Raw genomic sequence first — 15,661 nt, forward strand, 5'->3', positions numbered from 1 at the left:
GGACGGAGGACGGGCCCGGGAGGGAGGTGCGGGAGGTGTGCGCACCACCCCCGTGACCGGGCGGTTGCGCAGAGGTGACGACCAGGGGTGATGGCGGGGCCGTCCGCGAATCGTTGCCGCCTGGTCACAGTCACCGGGGGTGACTTTCGTCAACGGGCGACGGGCTGGAATGATTCCCCCGTCAGATTCAGGACGTCGCACCCCCGGTCGGGGGCCACAATCGGGGGACCGAGAGAGCGGGGCAGGCGAGCAGTGCCGCAACTCGTCATTGAGATCAACGGACAGCAGCGGACTCTGGAGCCGGGGCGGTCCTACACCATCGGGCGCAACCCGCAGTCGGACTTCCCGTTCGACGACGCCAGGGTTTCCTGGCACCACGCCACCATCTCCTTCAACGGGGCGGGTTGGCAGCTCGACGACCACGGGAGCACCAACGGCACCTACACCGGCGGCGCCCGCACCATGCAGGCCCAGCTCTTCCCCGGTGCGGTGGTCAACCTCGGCAACGCCGAGAACGGTCCGCGGCTCGGGTTCTCCGCGCCGGCCCAGGCCGCCGCGCAGGCCCCCGCCTGGCACGAGGCCGCCACCAGCCGCAGCCACGCCCCGGCGCCCCAGCCGCCCGTCCAGCAGCAGCAGCAGCAGCAGCCGATGCAGCAGCAGTGGGCCCAGCAGCCCCCAGTCCAGCAGCAGCCCCAGCAGCAGTGGGGCGGGCAGCAGCCCGTCCAGCAGCAGTGGGGCGGCCAGCCGCAGCCGCAGCCCTTCCCGCAGCAGCAGGGCTTCCCGCAGCCGGACCCGCACGGCGGCTTCCCGCAGCAGCACGCCCCGCAGCACGATGCCGGCGGCCCGCAGCCGACGATGATCCGCAGCCTGACGGCCGGGATGAACACCGTCCGGATCGGTCGCGCGCTCGACAACGACATCGTGGTCTCCGACCTCCAGGTCTCCCGCCACCACGCCGAGCTGCGCCAGCTGCCCGACGGCCGGTACGAGATCGTCGACCTCGGCAGCCACAACGGCATCTTCCTCAACGGCCAGCGCGTCCAGCGTCAGCTGATCGGCCCGCAGGACCGCCTGACCGTCGGTCACTCCAGCTTCGTCCTGGTCGGGGACCAGCTGCAGGAGTTCGTCGACACCGGCGCCGTCTCCTTCTCCGCCCGCCACCTGACCGTCGAGGTCGACTTCAAGGGCGGCAAGAAGGTCCTGCTCAACGACGTCAGCTTCGGCGTCCCGGAGAAGTCCCTGGTCGCCGTCATCGGCCCGTCCGGCTCCGGCAAGTCGACCCTGCTGCGCGCCCTCACCGGCTACCGCCCGGCCGACCGCGGCGACGTCCTCTACGACGGCCGCAACCTCTACAAGCAGTTCGCCGAGCTGCGCTCGCGCATCGGCCTGGTGCCGCAGTCGGAGATCCTGCACAAGGAACTGACCGTCCGCACCGGCCTCAAGTACGCGGCCCGGCTGCGCTTCCCCGGTGACACCGAGGCCGCCGAGCGCGAGGCGCGGATCGACGAGGTGCTCTACGAGCTGCGCCTCGACAAGCGCGCCGACAACCGGATCACCGCCCTCTCCGGCGGCCAGCAGAAGCGCGTCTCGGTGGCCCTGGAGCTGCTGACCAAGCCGTCGCTGATCTTCCTGGACGAGCCCACCTCGGGCCTCGACCCGGGCATGGACCGCGAGGTCATGCAGATGCTGCGCGGCCTCGCCGACGACGGCCGCACCATCCTGGTCGTCACCCACTCGGTGGCCGAACTCGCGCTCTGCGACCGGCTGCTGGTGATGGCGCCGGGCGGTTCGGTGGCCTACTTCGGCCCGCCGGACGAGGCGCTGCACTTCTTCGGGTACGAGACCTGGGCCGACGTCTTCCAGGCCTTCGAGAACTACCCGGACCACGACTGGGCCGGCCGCTACCGCGGTTCGGTGCACTACCAGCAGTACTCCGCCGACGTGGACGCCGGTGCGGTGCAGTCCGCCCAGATCGTCCAGGAGGCCATCCGCCCGCCGAAGCCGCAGAGCTGGGGCTCGCAGTTGTGGACGCTGATCCGCCGCTACGTGTCGGTGCTCGCCTCGGACCGCGGCTTCCTGGCCCTGTCGGTGCTGCTGCCCGCGGTCATCGGCGCGGTCAGCGTGCTGATCCCCAACGAACCGGGGCTCGCACCCAACCCGAAGACGCAGCTCCACCTCAACAGCGGGGCCGCGACGATCATGCTGATCCTGGCGATCGGCGCCTGCTTCTCCGGATCGGCCAACTCGGTCCGAGAGTTGATCAAGGAACGGGCGATCTACGAGCGAGAACGAGCCACCGGGCTCTCCCGCTCGGCGTACATGATGTCCAAGATCATCGTGCTGGGCTTCTTCAGCGTGATCCAGGGCGCCATCATCTCCGCCGTCGGCTTCCTGCCGCGCAAGCTCCCCGAGCACGGTCTGATCATCGAGAACCTGCCGGTGATCGAGATGACCATCGGCATGATCCTGCTCAGCTTCGCCGCGATGATGTTCGGCCTGATGATCTCCGCGCTGGTCAAGACCACCGAGAAGACCATGCCGCTGCTGGTCATGTTCGCGATCGTCCAGGTCGTCTTCACCGGCTGCCTCTTCCAGATCTTCGGCAAGCCCGGTCTGGAGCAGGCCGCCTGGCTGATGCCGGCCCGTTGGGGCACCGGCATCGTGTCCGTCACGCTCAACCTCTCCGAGCTCATGGGTCCCTGGAACAAGGACTTCCAGCACCCGGACTACGACCCGCTGTGGAAGCACACCGTCGCCCAGTGGTGGATCGACGCGGGAGCGCTCATCGCGATGTCGATCGTCATCGGCGTCGTCGTGACGCGCCTCCAGCGCCGCCACGAGCCCGAGGTCATGCAGAAGGGCTGACCCCCCTCGCCGCACCCCCAGGGGCGGCTCTTCCCGGCAACGGGGAGGGCCGCCCCTCGGCGTCCCGCCCTAGGTCCTGCGACCTGGTCCCCGCGCGCCCCCGGACCGACGCGGTGGCGCGCCCGGCGGCGGTAGTTTGGCGGTATGCCCACCCCGCCCAGTGACCGCCGCCCCCGGACCGGGCTGCTGCCCGTCGACCGGATCCCGATCGGCCCGCCGCCCGACGGCCCGCTGCCCGCCTGCGAGCCCTGCCTCGCCGGCATCGAGGCCGTCAGCCGGGCCCTTCTCGCGATGAGCCGCCACCTGGAGGTGCGCGAGGTCCTGCGCCGGATCACCGCCTCAGCCCGCGGCCTGCTCGACGCCGAGTACGCGGCCCTGGGCGTGCCCGACGACCACGGCGGCTTCGCCCAGTTCGTCGTCGACGGCGTCACCGACGAGCAGTGGAAGGCCATCGGCCCGCTGCCCCGCCAGCACGGCGTACTCGCCAAGATGCTGCACGAGACCGGCCCCACCCGCCTCGCCGACGTCCGCAAGGCGCCCGCGTTCGAGGGCTGGCCCGCCGCCCACCCGGAGATGGACGCCTTCCTCGGCATGCCCGTCCTCGACACCGACGCCGCCGAGGACGAACCGCAGGTCATGGGCGTCATCTTCCTCGCCAACAAGCGCGGCGGCGGCGGCTTCACCGACCACGACGAGGAACTGCTGCGGATCCTCGCCGCCCACGCCGCCCTCGCCCTCTCCAACGCCCGCCTCTACGAGCGCAGCCGCGAACTCACCCTGGCCGGCGAGCGCGCCCGGATCGCCCACGACCTGCACGACGCCGTGTCGCAGAAGCTCTTCTCGCTGCGCCTCACCGCCAAGGCCGCCGCCACCCTGGTCGACCGCGACCCGGCCCGCGCCCGCGCCGAACTCGCCGAGGTCGCCCGGCTCGCCGCCGAGGCCGCCGACGAACTGCGCGCCGTCGTCGTCGAGCTGCGGCCCGCCGCCCTGGAGGAGGACGGCCTCAGCGCCACCCTCGCCTCCCAGGTACAGGTCCTCGACCGCGCCCACAGCGCCGACGTCGCCTTCGCCGCCGACGGCGTGCGCGCCCTGCCGCCGGCCCAGGAGGCGGCGCTCCTGCGGGTCGCCCAGGAGGCCCTGCACAACGCGCTGCGCCACTCCGGCGCCCGCCGGGTCACCGTCACCCTGGCCGGCACGCCCGCCCGCGGCGCCGTCCTGCGGGTCCGTGACGACGGCCGGGGCTTCGATCCCGAGTCCGTGCGCCGGGCCGGCCGCCACCTCGGCCTCGCCTCGATGCGTGACCGCGCCTCCGCGGTCGGCGGCACGCTCACCCTGGACTCGGCCCCCGGCGCGGGGACGGTCGTCGAGATGGAGGTCCCCGGTGCCTGACACCACACAAGCGATCCGCGTCCTGCTGGTCGACGACCACCAGGTCGTCCGCCGCGGCCTGCGCACCTTCCTGGAGGTGCAGGACGACATCGAGGTCGTGGGCGAGGCCGCCGACGGTGCGGAGGGCATCGACCGGGCCCGCGAACTCGACCCGGACGTCGTCCTGATGGACCTCAAGATGCCCGGCGTGGACGGTATCGAGGCGCTGCGCACGCTCAAGGGCGAGGGCAGCCGGGCCCGGATCCTCATCGTCACCAGCTTCACCGAGCACCGCACGATGGTCCCCGCCCTGCGGGCCGGCGCCGCCGGGTACGTGTACAAGGACGTCGACCCGGAGGCGCTGGCCGGCGCGATCCGCTCGGTGCACGCCGGCCACGTCCTGCTCCAGCCCGAACTGGCCGAGGCGCTGCTCGCCGACGACGGCCCGCGCCCGCCGCAGGGGCGCGGCGGCACGCTGACCGAGCGTGAGCGCGAAGTCCTCGGCCACATCGCCGACGGCCGCTCCAACCGGGAGATCGCCCGCAGCCTGCACCTGTCCGAGAAGACGGTGAAGACGCACGTCTCCAACATCCTGATGAAGCTGGACCTCTCCGACCGCACCCAGGCCGCCCTCTGGGCCGTCCGGCACGGGGAGGCCCGGGAGGGGTAGCGCGCGGAGGCCTAGGCCCGTCGGCAGCGCGCCCGGGCCGCTTCCGCCCCCGGGCGCGACCCCTCGGGCGACGATCCGTCAGCGGTGTGTGCCAGCCTGGGGGACCGTCACCGAGTCACGGGGGAGTCGCCGGATGAGCACACCGAGGAAGGCGTACGGGCCCGTCACGCTGGCCAAGGAACTGGGACTGACGCCGCGTCTGCTGAGCCGGGCCCAGCGGCTCGACCTCGTGCCGGCGCCGGACGGCGACCGCTGCTGGTCACGGGCGGTGGTCGAACCGCTGCTGGAACGGCGGGCGGAGATCGCCGCGGCGCTGGAGGCCGAGGCGGCCGGGCGGGCCGCGAAGCTGGCGGCGGAGACGGCCCGGGACCGCGAGGCCTACGGGCCGGAGGTCCTGCGGCGGCGGTTGGGGCTGACGCGCTGGCAGTTCGACGAGGCGCTGGAGCGGGGTCTGATCCCCGAGCCGGACACCGGCCTCGCCCACTGGTCGGCGGCCGTGGAGTCGGCGCTCCGCGCACAGCTCCCGGAGCTGGTGGCCGAGCTGGGCGGCGGGCCCCGGATGGGCAGCCGCAAGGCGGCGAAGCTCCTGGCGCACGCCACCGGCCTGGCGGTCACGCCCGAGGACGTCCAGCAGCTGGTGGAGGTCGGCGTGCTGCGGCCGGCCGGCGAGTTCAAGGGCTGGCCCACCTACCGCGAGGAGGACCTGACGGCGCTGGCGGAGGCCTCGGTCGGGGAGGTCGTCGCGGCCCGGGAGGCCCGGGCCGCGACGGAGGCGGAGGCGGTCACGAAGGAGGAGACGGTGACGGAGGCGGTGACGGCGGCCGGGGAGGACACCGGCCACCGGGACGGACCGAGCTGCTCCGCCGAGGAGGCCGCCGAGGAACTGGGCTGGTCGCGGAGCCGGTTCGCGCTGCACGTGGCCCGCGGCGGCCTCCTCCCCGGCGCCGACGGCCGGTTCGCCCGCGCGCAGGTGCGCGAGCAGTACGCCGCCGACCCGTGGCGGGAGGAGGCCGCGGGCTGACGGCGCGGGCGGACCGGCGGGTGGATCAGCGGGCGTCGCGCTCGTCCACCAGGGCGTTGTACGCCGCCACCTGGGCCCGGCGGGCGGTCCGTTGCAGGGGCGCCAGGACGGCCTGGCGGGAGGCCATCTCGGAGGCGCTGACCGCGGCACCGTGACTGCCGGAGGCGATCGACAGCAGCGCGCCGACCTGCCGGGCCGACTCCAGCACCCGGACGGCCCGCGGCGGGTAGCCGGGGGCGAGCAGCTCGGCGTGGCCGCGGCGGCGGTAGGCCTCCAGGGCGCGCAGCGCCTCCGGGCCGGCGCCGGCGACGTCGAGGCGGGTGAGCAGCAGGGTGGCCTCGCGCAGGCTGTCCGCCAGCTCGCGCTCCGCCTCGTGCAACGAGGGCACGTCGGCCGGCGGGTTGTCGTTCACCTCGGCGCAGCGCCAGAGCACCGTCGCCGAGCGGTCCCCGGCCGGGCCGAACACCTCGACCTCCGGGACGAGCCCGAGCGGCACCCCGACGGCCAGCACCGCCTCGCCCGCGGCCATCGCCCGGTCGTTGAAGGCCGGCGGGCCGGTCAGCCCGAGCGGGTGGCCGGCCCCCGGCAGGGCCAGCCGCAGGCCCTTCACGCCGAGCACCCGGAGCCGCCCGAGCGCCCAGGTGAGGCCGTGCTGCTCGCCCGGGGCATCCCCGGGCAGTCCGGTCACCCGGTGGCTCTCGTCGCTGCCGAGGACGGCCGCGGCGGCGTTGTCGGGCGGCACCAGACCGGCCAGCAGAGCGTTGCCCCAGGCGGCCAGCCGCCCTGAACGGGGCTCTTCGTACGGATTGTCGGCAGGAGTCGCGAGCATCCGGCCAGCCTACGGAATCGGCGGTCATCCGCGTGGCGTAGGTTTGCCCATGCGTGTGCGGCGCACCCCACTCCGTGCCACCCGGCCGCCGGAGTAGGCTGCCCGCCCGCACCGACGGCCGTGATTTCTGTTTTGGGGAAGGCGTAGGCATGAGCGACGTGCTGGAGCTGGTGGACGTATCCGTGGTCCGGGAGGAGCGCGCGCTGGTCGACCAGGTCTCGTGGTCCATCTCGGAGGGCGAGCGCTGGGTCATCCTCGGCCCCAACGGCGCGGGCAAGACCACCCTGCTGCAGATCGCGTCCACGTACCTCTTCCCGACCTCCGGCAAGGTGTCCGTCCTGGGCGAGAAGCTCGGCGAGATCGACGTCTTCGAGCTGCGCTCCCGGATCGGCCTGGCCGGCGCCGCGATGTTCGACAAGCTGCCCGCCGAGCAGACCGTGCTGCAGACGGTTCTCACCGCCGCGTACGGCATGACGGTCAGCTGGCAGGAGCAGTACGAGGAGTCCGACGAGTCCCGCGCGCTGGTGCTGCTGGACCGCCTCGGCATGTCCAAGCTGACCGCCCGCAAGTTCGGCACCCTCTCCGAGGGCGAGAAGAAGCGCACCCTGATCGCGCGCGCCCTGATGACCGACCCCGAGCTGCTGCTGCTGGACGAGCCGGCCGCCGGCCTGGACCTCGGCGGCCGCGAGGACCTGGTCCGCCGCCTCGGCGCGCTGGCCCAGGACGAGTTCGCGCCGGCCATGGCCATGGTCACCCACCACGTCGAGGAGATCGCCCCCGGCTTCACCCACGTCCTGATGATCCGTCAGGGCAAGGTGCTCACCGCCGGCCCGATCGACACCGAGCTGACCGCGCGCAACCTGTCCAAGTGCTTCGGCCTGCCGCTGACCCTGGAGCGGCACGGCGACCGCTGGTCCGCCCAGGGTCTGCCGCTCGGCTGAGGCCCCGCGGGCGCGTCCGGCCGGAGGGCTCCCGACCCGCCCGGCAGCACGGAACTCCGCTGAACTGGGACCGGTCGCACGTGCGACCGGTTTCCGCCCCTCCACCTGCGGGAACTGTCCGCCTCGAAGGCCCTTCGCTCCCTAGGATGGACACGTGGACAGCTGGATCTGGTGGCTCCTGGCCGCCGTCGGCCTCGGCATACCGTTGGTGATCACCGCGATGCCGGAGTTCGCCATGTTCGCGGTCGGCGCGCTCGCCGCGGCCGGCGTCGCCGGGCTGGGAATCGGGGTGGTCTGGCAGGTCCTGACCTTCGTCGCGGTCTCGGCCGGGCTGCTGGTGGTGGTCCGCCCCATCGCGTACCGGCAGATGCAGAAGGGCCCGCAGGTCAAGATGGGCATCGAGGCGCTCAAGGGCGCCACCGCGGTCGTCGCGGAACAGGTCGACGGGGAGGGCGGACGGATCAAGCTCAACGGCGAGATCTGGTCGGCCCGCGCGCTCAACCCCGGCAGTGTGTACTCGCCGGGGCAGCAGGTCGACGTCGTCGAAATCCAGGGCGCGACCGCCCTGGTCGTCTAGGGGAGAGTCCGTGGAACCCGTCCTTATCGTCCTGGTCGTCCTGGTCGTGGTGGCATTCATCGCGCTGATCAAGACGATTCAGGTCATCCCGCAGGCCAGCGCCGCGATCGTGGAGCGCTTCGGCCGCTACACCCGGACGCTCAACGCCGGCCTGAACATCGTCGTCCCGTTCATCGACCGGGTCCGCAACCGGATCGACCTGCGCGAGCAGGTCGTGCCGTTCCCGCCCCAGCCGGTGATCACCCAGGACAACCTGGTGGTCAACATCGACACGGTCATCTACTACCAGGTGACCGACCCGCGGGCCGCCACCTACGAGGTCGCCAGCTACATCCAGGCCATCGAGCAGCTCACCGTCACCACGCTGCGCAACATCATCGGCTCGATGGACCTCGAATCCACCCTGACCTCCCGTGAGGTCATCAACGCCGGTCTGCGCGGGGTGCTGGACGAGGCCACCGGCAAGTGGGGCATCCGGGTCAACCGCGTCGAGCTGAAGGCGATCGAGCCGCCGACCTCCATCCAGGACTCGATGGAGAAGCAGATGCGCGCCGACCGCGACAAGCGCGCCGCGATCCTCACCGCCGAGGGTGCCCGGCAGGCCCAGATCCTGCGGGCCGAGGGTGAGAAGCAGGCCGAGGTGCTCAAGGCCGAGGGTGAGGCCCAGGCCGCGGTGCTGCGCGCCGACGGTGAGGCGGCCGCGATCCGGACGGTCTTCGAGGCCATCCACGACGGCGACGCCGACCAGAAGCTGCTCGCCTACCAGTACCTGCAGACCCTGCCCGAGCTGGCCAAGGGCGACTCCAACAAGCTGTGGATCATCCCGAGCGAGGTCGGCGACGCGCTCAAGGGCCTCGGCGGCGCGTTCACCGGCCTGGCCGGCAACGGCGGCGTGAACGGCGGTGCGGTGGCGGCGCCCAGCGCGCCGGCGTCCACCCAGGTCCCGCTGGACCCGGCGGCCGGCCCGCGCCCGCTGGACACCGACACCAAGGGCGCCGCCCGCCCGCGGGTCGACCCGGCCCGCGAGTACCGCAAGATCGACCCCGAGTGACCGGCTGAGCCCGGACCGCCGCGCGCCCAGGGCCCGCCCCCCTTTCGTGGGGGCGGGCCCTCGGCCGTTCCGGCGGGTCTGCGTCGTGTGCGTCCCGTGGGCCGTCGAGTCTCCGTGCCCGCTTCACCGCTGTGCCCGCTTCACCCACGCGTCCGCCTCACCGCTGTGCCCGCCCCGACGGTGTGTTGTACATCCCGAATCGTGGGCGGTTCTGGTAGGCCCGGCCCGGCGTCCGGCATGATCGCCTCGGACAGGACCGAGACGAGAGGTGACCCATGACGCTCTGGGAGGCGATCGCCGTCCTGGTGGCGGGCGTCGGAGCCGGGATGATCAATGTGATCGTCGGCTCCGGGACCTTGATCACCTTCCCCGTCCTGCTCGCCGTGGGCATCCCGCCGGTCACCGCCAACGTCTCCAACTCCTTCGGCCTGGTGCCCGGTTCGCTCAGCGGCGTGATCGGCTACCGGCGGGAGCTGGCCGACCAGGGCCGCCGGCTGCTGCGCCTCGGCACCGCCTCGCTGCTCGGCGGGCTGGTCGGCGCGGTGCTGCTGATCAAGCTGCCGAGCGCCGCCTTCGACGCGATCGTGCCGGTGCTCATCCTGCTGGCCCTCGTCCTGGTGGTGATCCAGCCCCGGGTGGCCAAGGCGGTCGCCGCCCGCCGCAGGCCCGGGGGAGACCCGGACGGCGGCCTGGCGCTGCTCGGCGGCGTCTTCCTGACCGGCATCTACGGCGGCTACTTCGGTGCCGCCCAGGGTGTCCTGCTACTGGCGCTGATGGGCATGCTGCTCCAGGAGGGCCTCCAGCGGATCAACGCCGTGAAGAACGCCCTGGCGATGATCGTCAACGGCGTCGCCGCGGTCTTCTTCCTCTTCACCTCCACCGTCGACTGGGCCGCCGCCGGCCTGATCGCCGTCGGCTCGCTCTGCGGCGGGCTGGCCGGCGCCAAGGTCGGCCGCAAGCTGGCGCCGACCGCACTGCGCGCGATCATCGTGGTGGTCGGCCTGGCGGCCGTCACCAAGCTGCTCATCAGCTGATCATTCGTCAGATCTCTTCACCCCGGAGGACGTCATGGCCCTGGAGATGCGCGACACCTGCGAGCGTTGCGCGGTGTCGCTCACCGCGGACGGCTCCGCCTTCATATGCTCCTTCGAGTGCAGCTTCTGCGCGGAGTGCACCGAGGCGATGGCCGCCACCTGCCCCACCTGCGGCGGCGAGCTGGTGCCCCGTCCGCGCCGGAAGGCCTGACGCCCCACCTCCGATTTCCACCCGACGCACGGGAGCGGTCCGATGAGCAGCAGAGCACGCCTGACCGAGGACGAGATCACGGCCGCCCTGGCCGGCCTGCCGCAGTGGACCCGGGACGGCGACACCATCGTCCGTACCGCCGACGCCCGGGACTTCCCGGCGGCGATCCGGGTGGTCGTCGCGGTCGCCGAACAGGCCGAGGCGCTGGACCACCACCCCGACATCGACATCCGCTGGCGCACCCTCCGCTTCGCCCTCTCCACCCACAGCGCCGGCGGCCTCACCACCCTCGACCTCACCCTCGCCGCCCGTATCGACACCGCGTTGAGCGCCGAAACCGCCTGAGCCGCCTTCACGCCGGGACCGGAAGGGGCCGCTCCGGGGCGCTCCGAGGGGCGTGAGATGCTGACTGCCGCACTGCTGGCGGTCGGGAGGGACGGAACGGATGGCTCAGGATCCCCTCGGAGACGCCCAGCAGCAGCCGTGGTACCCGCAGCCGGCGCAGCAGCAGGAGTGGCCGGCCGGGTATCCGGAGCAGCAGTGGCAGGGCGCCCACGAGTACGGATCCGGCACCGGCAGCGAATACGGTCAGGCGGGCTACGGCCAGTCCGGGTACGGCCAGTCCGGGTACGGTCAGGCGGGCTACGGCGAGCCCGGGTACGGCCAGTCCGGGTACGGCGGGCCCGGCCACGCGGAGAGCGGTTACGGGGAGAGCGGCTACGGTCAGGCCGGCTACGGCGAGACCGGGTACGCCCAGGGCGACGGCCACCCGGGCGGGCAGCACCAGCCGTACTACCAGTACGCCGATCACGAGCAGCAGCAGCACTACGCCCCGTACGCGGTCCCGCGGCAGCCGGCTGGTGGGGAGCTGTACGTCCCCGCGGGCGCCGAGTACTCCGCCGACGGGTACGTGCACGTCGATCCCGATCCCGATCCCGAGCCGGAAGCCGAGCCCGAGCCGGCTGCTCCGGCCGCCGCTGCGGAGGCCGCCGAGCCGGAGCCGCCCGCCCGCCGGTCGGCCGGACGCCGGGGCGGTGGCCGTGGTGGGAACGGCAGTGGCAGCGGCGGCGGATCAGGCGCTGCGCGCAACGGGCTCGCGGCCAAGGCCCGGGCCGCCGCCGACGCGGTGGTCTCCGCCGAGCACGCGCCCAGCCGCCGCGCCCTGACCATACGGGCGGGCGCCGGTGTCGCCGCGCTCGGCGTGCTGGTGGTGGCCGGCCTGATGGTCGGCATCGAGGGCGGCGGCAGTGCGTCCGCCGGCGCCGGCGGCGAGCCCGGTTTCGCCGTCGCCCACACCAAGGCCTGGGCGGCCCAGCCCGCCGCCGCACTCCAGCCGGGCGCCGACGACACCCTGGTCGGCAGCTGGCTGCTGACCGACGCGCTGGTGCGCGCCGACGCGACCGGTGTCCACGCCTACGACCGCGCGGACGGCAAGCCGACCTGGTCGGTCGAGCCGCCCGCCGCCGGGGCCGTCCCCTGCGGCCTCTCGCCGAGTGTGAACACGGCCGGCCTCGGCGCCGCCCTCTTCCGGCCTCAGGCCGACCCGAAAACCCCGTGCACGCTGGTGGCCGCCGTCGACACCAAAGCCGGCAAGACCGCCTGGACCAAGACCGTCTCCGAGGCCAAGGGCGCCTACAACGCCCATGTCGGCGTCACCGACGACAAGGTGATCGCCGTCGGCGACGACCGCGCCGTCGCCTGGGAGTCCGCCGACGGCAAGGACGTCTGGCAGTACACCGGCCAGGGCAAGTTCTGCACCCTTTCCGGCGGCGTCGCGGGCAAGACCGTCATGGTCGCCAGCACCTGCGCAGACTCCACCCCCGTCGACCAGGCCGTGTCGCTCAACACCGCCGACGGCAAGGTGAGCTGGTGGCGCGGCCTGAACAACCAGCCGAAGACGGTGACGGTGCTCTCCGCCGAGCCGTCCGTCGTCCTCACCACGGGGGAGAAGCCCGGCGACGACAAGGTGTTCGCCTGGGGCGCCGCCGGTGACCCGGCCGCCGAGATCCCCGTGGCGGCGGGAGAGGGCCGGCTCGACGTCGCCCATGGAGCGTTTTCGGCCACGCCCGGCGTCTTCTTCCAGGACCGGACGATGGTCACCACACGCGTCCCGGTGAACGGCGGCGGCGCCGTCTCCGTCCTGGGCTACGACCTGGACACCGGGCAGCAGCGCTGGAAGACCGCCGCCAACGAGAAGGGCGTCGTCCGGGCGGTCGGCGTCGACGGCGGCGCGCTGCTGCTCGCCGCCGACGAACGCCTCGACCAGCCGGCCCACCTCAGCCGCTTCGCCCTGGCGGGCGGGCAGGAGGCGGTCGGCGGCAACTTCCCGCCGGGCACCGGTTCGCTGCTGGTCTCCGGCCGGGTGCTGATCGGCGGCGGCCAGGTCGTCGCGGTGCCCGAGCACGCGGCCACCTTCGGCACGGCGGCCGGCTACCAGGCCAAGGGCTGAGGGCCAAGCCCCAAGCCCCAAGCCCAGGGTCCGAGGGCCGAGGGGTGAGGGCTCAGGGCGGGCACACGCCCGCCGCAGGCCGCGGTGCCGACCGCGCCCTGCGCGGAGGCTACGCAGCCGAGGGCGCCACCACCGCTGCCGCCGGGAGCCACTGGGCCAGCTCCCGGACGTCCGAGCCGCGCAGGCCCAACGCCAGCATCAGGGTCGCCTGCGGGGTCGGCACGAAGGGCTTGCGCAGCAGCTTCATCCCCGCCTGCTCGGGCGTCCGGTCCGCCTTGCGCTGGTTGTCCTCGGCACAGGCGGCCACGGTGTTCAGCCAGCTGTCCGCCCCACCCCGCGACCGGGGCTGCAGGTGGTCCACGGTGGTCGCCCGGCGCCCGCAGTAGGCACACAGGTGCTGGTCGCGGACCAGCACCCCACGGCGCGACCACGGAGCCTGTTGTCGGAACGGCACCCGTACGTACCGTTGCAGTCTGATCACCCGGGGCACCGGGACGGTGACCCCCGTCCCACGGACGCTCCGCAGCGGGTGCGCCTGCTCCACCACGGCCTTGTCCTGGAGTACCAGGACCACGGCACGCTGGAGCGACACCGTCGTCAGGGGCTCGTAGCTTGCATTCAGAACCAGCGTGCTGCGCACCTCGGCCCACCCTTTCCGGAGGCGTGCCACGGCGGCACGACCGTCTCCACACACGTCACTGCCGCCGCACGGCGGTGGGACCACTCTGAAGGGGCTCCGGGCCGACGAACAACGGAATTTCCGGCGTCGGGCCGGGGCGGCGGGGGCGTCGGCACCTTCCCGCCGGGCCGCCTCGGCGAAAAGTCGCTGGCCGGGACCGCGTAGGCTCTACAACGCTGGAGCCGTTCCGTACCGGGGCCCGACCGAACCGGGTCCGCACCGGGCGGACGCCCGATCGAAGGAGAAGCGTGACCGTGACGGACATCGTCGACGAGCTGCAGTGGCGTGGGCTGATCGCCCTGTCCACTGACGAGGACGCACTGCGCAAGGCGTTCGCGGACGGCCCGGTCACGTTCTATTGCGGCTTCGACCCGACGGCCCCCAGCCTGCACCTCGGCAACCTGGTGCAGATCCTCACCATGCGCCGCATCCAGCAGGCGGGAAACCTCCCGCTCGGCCTGGTCGGCGGCGCCACCGGCCTGATCGGTGACCCGAAGCCCACCGCCGAGCGCGTCCTCAACGACCCCGAGACGGTGGCCGGCTGGGTCGAGCGCCTGCGTGGCCAGATCGCGCGCTTCCTCGACTTCGAGGGTCCGTACGCGGCGCGCATGGTGAACAACCTGGACTGGACCTCCGGGATGTCGGCCATCAGCCTGCTGCGCGACGTGGGCAAGTACTTCCGCGTCAACAACATGATCGCCAAGGAGGCCGTCGCCCGGCGGCTCAACTCCGACGCGGGCATCAGCTACACCGAGTTCAGCTACCAGATCCTCCAGGGCATGGACTACCTGGAGCTGAACCGCCGCTACGGCTGCGCCCTGCAGACCGGCGGCAGCGACCAGTGGGGCAACCTCACCGCCGGCACGGACCTCATCCGCAAGGCCGACGGAAAGTCCGTGCACGCGCTGGCCACCCCGCTGATCGTCAAGGCCGACGGCACCAAGTTCGGCAAGACGGAGTCCGGCACGGTCTGGCTGGACCCCGAGCTCACCACCCCGTATGCCTTCTACCAGTTCTGGCTGAACGCGGACGACCGGGACGTCTCCAACTTCCTGCGGATCTTCAGCTTCCGCTCGAAGGCGGAGATCGAGGAGCTGGAGCGCGAGACCGCCGAGCGCCCGGCCGCCCGCCTCGCCCAGCGCGCACTGGCCGAGGAGCTCACCACGCTGGTCCACGGCGCGGAGCAGTACGAGCGCGCCGTCGCCGCGTCGAAGGCGCTGTTCGGCCAGGGCGACCTCGCTGACCTGGAGGCCCCGACCCTCGCCGCCGCGCTGGCCGAGGTCCCCAAGGCCGAGGTGGCCGAACTCCAGCCCGTGGTCGACCTGTTGGTCGCCGTCGGCCTGTCGCCCAGCCGCTCCGCCGCCCGCCGGACGATCAAGGAGGGCGGTGCCTACCTCAACAACGTCAAGGTGACGGACGAGGAGGCGGTGCCCACCGAGGCCGACCTGCTGCACGGGCGCTGGCTTGTGCTGCGCCGCGGCAAGCGCAACCTGGCCGCGGCGGAGCTGGTCCAGGCCGGCTGAGCGTGGCTGAAACTGCATGACCGCTGACCTGCGGTTCTGAACACCGAGGGCCGGATCTGGACAGATCCGGCCCTCGGTGTTTGACTCGACCGTCCGACTGGCCTAGTGTTGGACGAGTCGCTTGAAGCGGGCAGGTGCACGGGGAGGCCGAGAGGCCACCGCGGACCAGCCGGAGCGGCCATCACACTCAGCAAGCCCTACTTTCACTTGATGCCCATTCAATTGGGTTGGTCGGCATTTTCGTCGACCGGTGAAAACGGGGAATTTCGAGTCAGTCTCGGAATGCGCTAATGTGGAGGTCGCCGCAGAAAAGCGGACCTGGCCGGCCAGGGTCGGATGAATGAAACTCCGGAAAACGGAGCGGAAATCATCTGGTAAGCTGGAAACACGAAAGAACGAAGCGCCCGGAGGGCCCGCTGGAAGGCGGTCCGAAGGAAGTGTCC

14 protein-coding genes are annotated in these 15,661 nt (G+C 72.6%); 12 read left to right on the plus strand and 2 right to left on the minus strand.

Annotated elements, in window-relative coordinates; translation table 11 throughout:
- Positions 1–252 precede the first annotated feature (252 nt).
- From ACZ5WK_RS16140 to ACZ5WK_RS16155, 4 genes are all read left to right on the plus strand, one after another.
- A complete protein-coding gene (locus tag ACZ5WK_RS16140; protein ID WP_465548038.1) occupies positions 253–2,865 on the plus strand; it encodes an FHA domain-containing protein in 2,613 nt (870 codons plus the stop codon).
- Positions 2,866–3,156: 291 nt separating this feature from the next.
- On the plus strand, positions 3,157–4,254 hold the full coding sequence (locus ACZ5WK_RS16145; RefSeq protein WP_465548063.1) for a GAF domain-containing sensor histidine kinase: 1,098 nt from the start codon (positions 3,157–3,159) through the stop codon (positions 4,252–4,254).
- Positions 4,247–4,903 carry a response regulator gene (locus tag ACZ5WK_RS16150; RefSeq protein ID WP_465548040.1) on the plus strand — a complete coding sequence of 219 codons (657 nt, stop codon included), beginning with the start codon at positions 4,247–4,249 and terminating at the stop codon, positions 4,901–4,903. Before ACZ5WK_RS16145 ends, ACZ5WK_RS16150 begins: the two co-directional genes overlap by 8 nt.
- A 133-nt stretch (positions 4,904–5,036) precedes the next feature.
- Entirely contained in the window at positions 5,037–5,924 is an 888-nt protein-coding gene (locus ACZ5WK_RS16155) for a hypothetical protein (RefSeq protein WP_465548042.1), read from the plus strand.
- A 25-nt stretch (positions 5,925–5,949) separates the two neighbouring features.
- On the opposite strand, the gene ACZ5WK_RS16160 is transcribed toward ACZ5WK_RS16155, so the two are convergent.
- Positions 5,950–6,753, minus strand: a complete 804-nt coding sequence (locus ACZ5WK_RS16160) for a hypothetical protein (RefSeq protein WP_465548044.1) — start codon at positions 6,751–6,753, stop codon at positions 5,950–5,952.
- A gap of 149 nt (positions 6,754–6,902) precedes the next feature.
- Here ACZ5WK_RS16160 and ACZ5WK_RS16165 point away from each other — a divergent pair, with 149 nt between their 5' ends.
- The 7 genes from ACZ5WK_RS16165 to ACZ5WK_RS16195 all read left to right on the plus strand — a co-directional run bounded on the left by ACZ5WK_RS16165 (position 6,903) and on the right by ACZ5WK_RS16195 (position 13,016).
- Positions 6,903–7,694 carry an ABC transporter ATP-binding protein gene (locus tag ACZ5WK_RS16165; RefSeq protein WP_465548046.1) on the plus strand — a complete coding sequence of 264 codons (792 nt, stop codon included), beginning with the start codon at positions 6,903–6,905 and terminating at the stop codon, positions 7,692–7,694.
- A gap of 154 nt (positions 7,695–7,848) precedes the next feature.
- Positions 7,849–8,271, plus strand: coding sequence for an NfeD family protein (locus ACZ5WK_RS16170; RefSeq protein WP_396324138.1), 423 nt, complete (start codon positions 7,849–7,851; stop codon positions 8,269–8,271).
- Positions 8,272–8,281: 10 nt separating this feature from the next.
- On the plus strand, positions 8,282–9,322 hold the full coding sequence (locus tag ACZ5WK_RS16175) for an SPFH domain-containing protein (protein WP_465548048.1): 1,041 nt from the start codon (positions 8,282–8,284) through the stop codon (positions 9,320–9,322).
- Between the two features lie 275 nt (positions 9,323–9,597).
- The gene (locus tag ACZ5WK_RS16180; protein ID WP_465548050.1) at positions 9,598–10,356 is read left to right on the plus strand and encodes a sulfite exporter TauE/SafE family protein; all 759 of its coding nucleotides are present in this window, start codon (positions 9,598–9,600) and stop codon (positions 10,354–10,356) included.
- Positions 10,357–10,390: 34 nt separating this feature from the next.
- Complete coding sequence (locus ACZ5WK_RS16185) at positions 10,391–10,567, plus strand: DUF1272 domain-containing protein (protein ID WP_465548052.1); 177 nt, start codon at positions 10,391–10,393, stop codon at positions 10,565–10,567.
- 42 nt (positions 10,568–10,609) lie between these two features.
- Positions 10,610–10,912, plus strand: a complete 303-nt coding sequence (locus tag ACZ5WK_RS16190) for a 4a-hydroxytetrahydrobiopterin dehydratase (RefSeq protein WP_396324134.1) — start codon at positions 10,610–10,612, stop codon at positions 10,910–10,912.
- Positions 10,913–11,012: 100 nt separating this feature from the next.
- Positions 11,013–13,016 carry an outer membrane protein assembly factor BamB family protein gene (locus ACZ5WK_RS16195; protein WP_465548054.1) on the plus strand — a complete coding sequence of 668 codons (2,004 nt, stop codon included), beginning with the start codon at positions 11,013–11,015 and terminating at the stop codon, positions 13,014–13,016.
- Between the two features lie 109 nt (positions 13,017–13,125).
- On the opposite strand, the gene ACZ5WK_RS16200 is transcribed toward ACZ5WK_RS16195, so the two are convergent.
- Complete coding sequence (locus tag ACZ5WK_RS16200; protein ID WP_396324132.1) at positions 13,126–13,656, minus strand: HNH endonuclease; 531 nt, start codon at positions 13,654–13,656, stop codon at positions 13,126–13,128.
- Positions 13,657–13,949: 293 nt separating this feature from the next.
- Here ACZ5WK_RS16200 and tyrS point away from each other — a divergent pair, with 293 nt between their 5' ends.
- A complete protein-coding gene (gene tyrS, locus ACZ5WK_RS16205) occupies positions 13,950–15,218 on the plus strand; it encodes a tyrosine--tRNA ligase (RefSeq protein WP_465548065.1) in 1,269 nt (422 codons plus the stop codon).
- Positions 15,219–15,661 lie beyond the last annotated feature (443 nt).

The sequence above is a fragment of the Kitasatospora sp. NPDC032757 genome, from assembly GCF_055579305.1.

What these genes read in the sequence shown, in the direction of transcription:
- ACZ5WK_RS16145 (WP_465548063.1), top strand. Translation starts at nt 3,157, where the DNA reads ATGAGCCGCCACCTGGAGGTGCGCGAGGTCCTGCGCCGGATCACCGCC.
- ACZ5WK_RS16155 (WP_465548042.1), top strand. Translation starts at nt 5,037, where the DNA reads ATGAGCACACCGAGGAAGGCGTACGGGCCCGTCACGCTGGCCAAGGAA.
- ACZ5WK_RS16160 (WP_465548044.1), bottom strand. Translation starts at nt 6,753, where the DNA reads ATGCTCGCGACTCCTGCCGACAATCCGTACGAAGAGCCCCGTTCAGGG.
- ACZ5WK_RS16165 (WP_465548046.1), top strand. Translation starts at nt 6,903, where the DNA reads ATGAGCGACGTGCTGGAGCTGGTGGACGTATCCGTGGTCCGGGAGGAG.
- ACZ5WK_RS16180 (WP_465548050.1), top strand. Translation starts at nt 9,598, where the DNA reads ATGACGCTCTGGGAGGCGATCGCCGTCCTGGTGGCGGGCGTCGGAGCC.
- ACZ5WK_RS16185 (WP_465548052.1), top strand. Translation starts at nt 10,391, where the DNA reads ATGGCCCTGGAGATGCGCGACACCTGCGAGCGTTGCGCGGTGTCGCTC.
- ACZ5WK_RS16190 (WP_396324134.1), top strand. Translation starts at nt 10,610, where the DNA reads ATGAGCAGCAGAGCACGCCTGACCGAGGACGAGATCACGGCCGCCCTG.
- ACZ5WK_RS16195 (WP_465548054.1), top strand. Translation starts at nt 11,013, where the DNA reads ATGGCTCAGGATCCCCTCGGAGACGCCCAGCAGCAGCCGTGGTACCCG.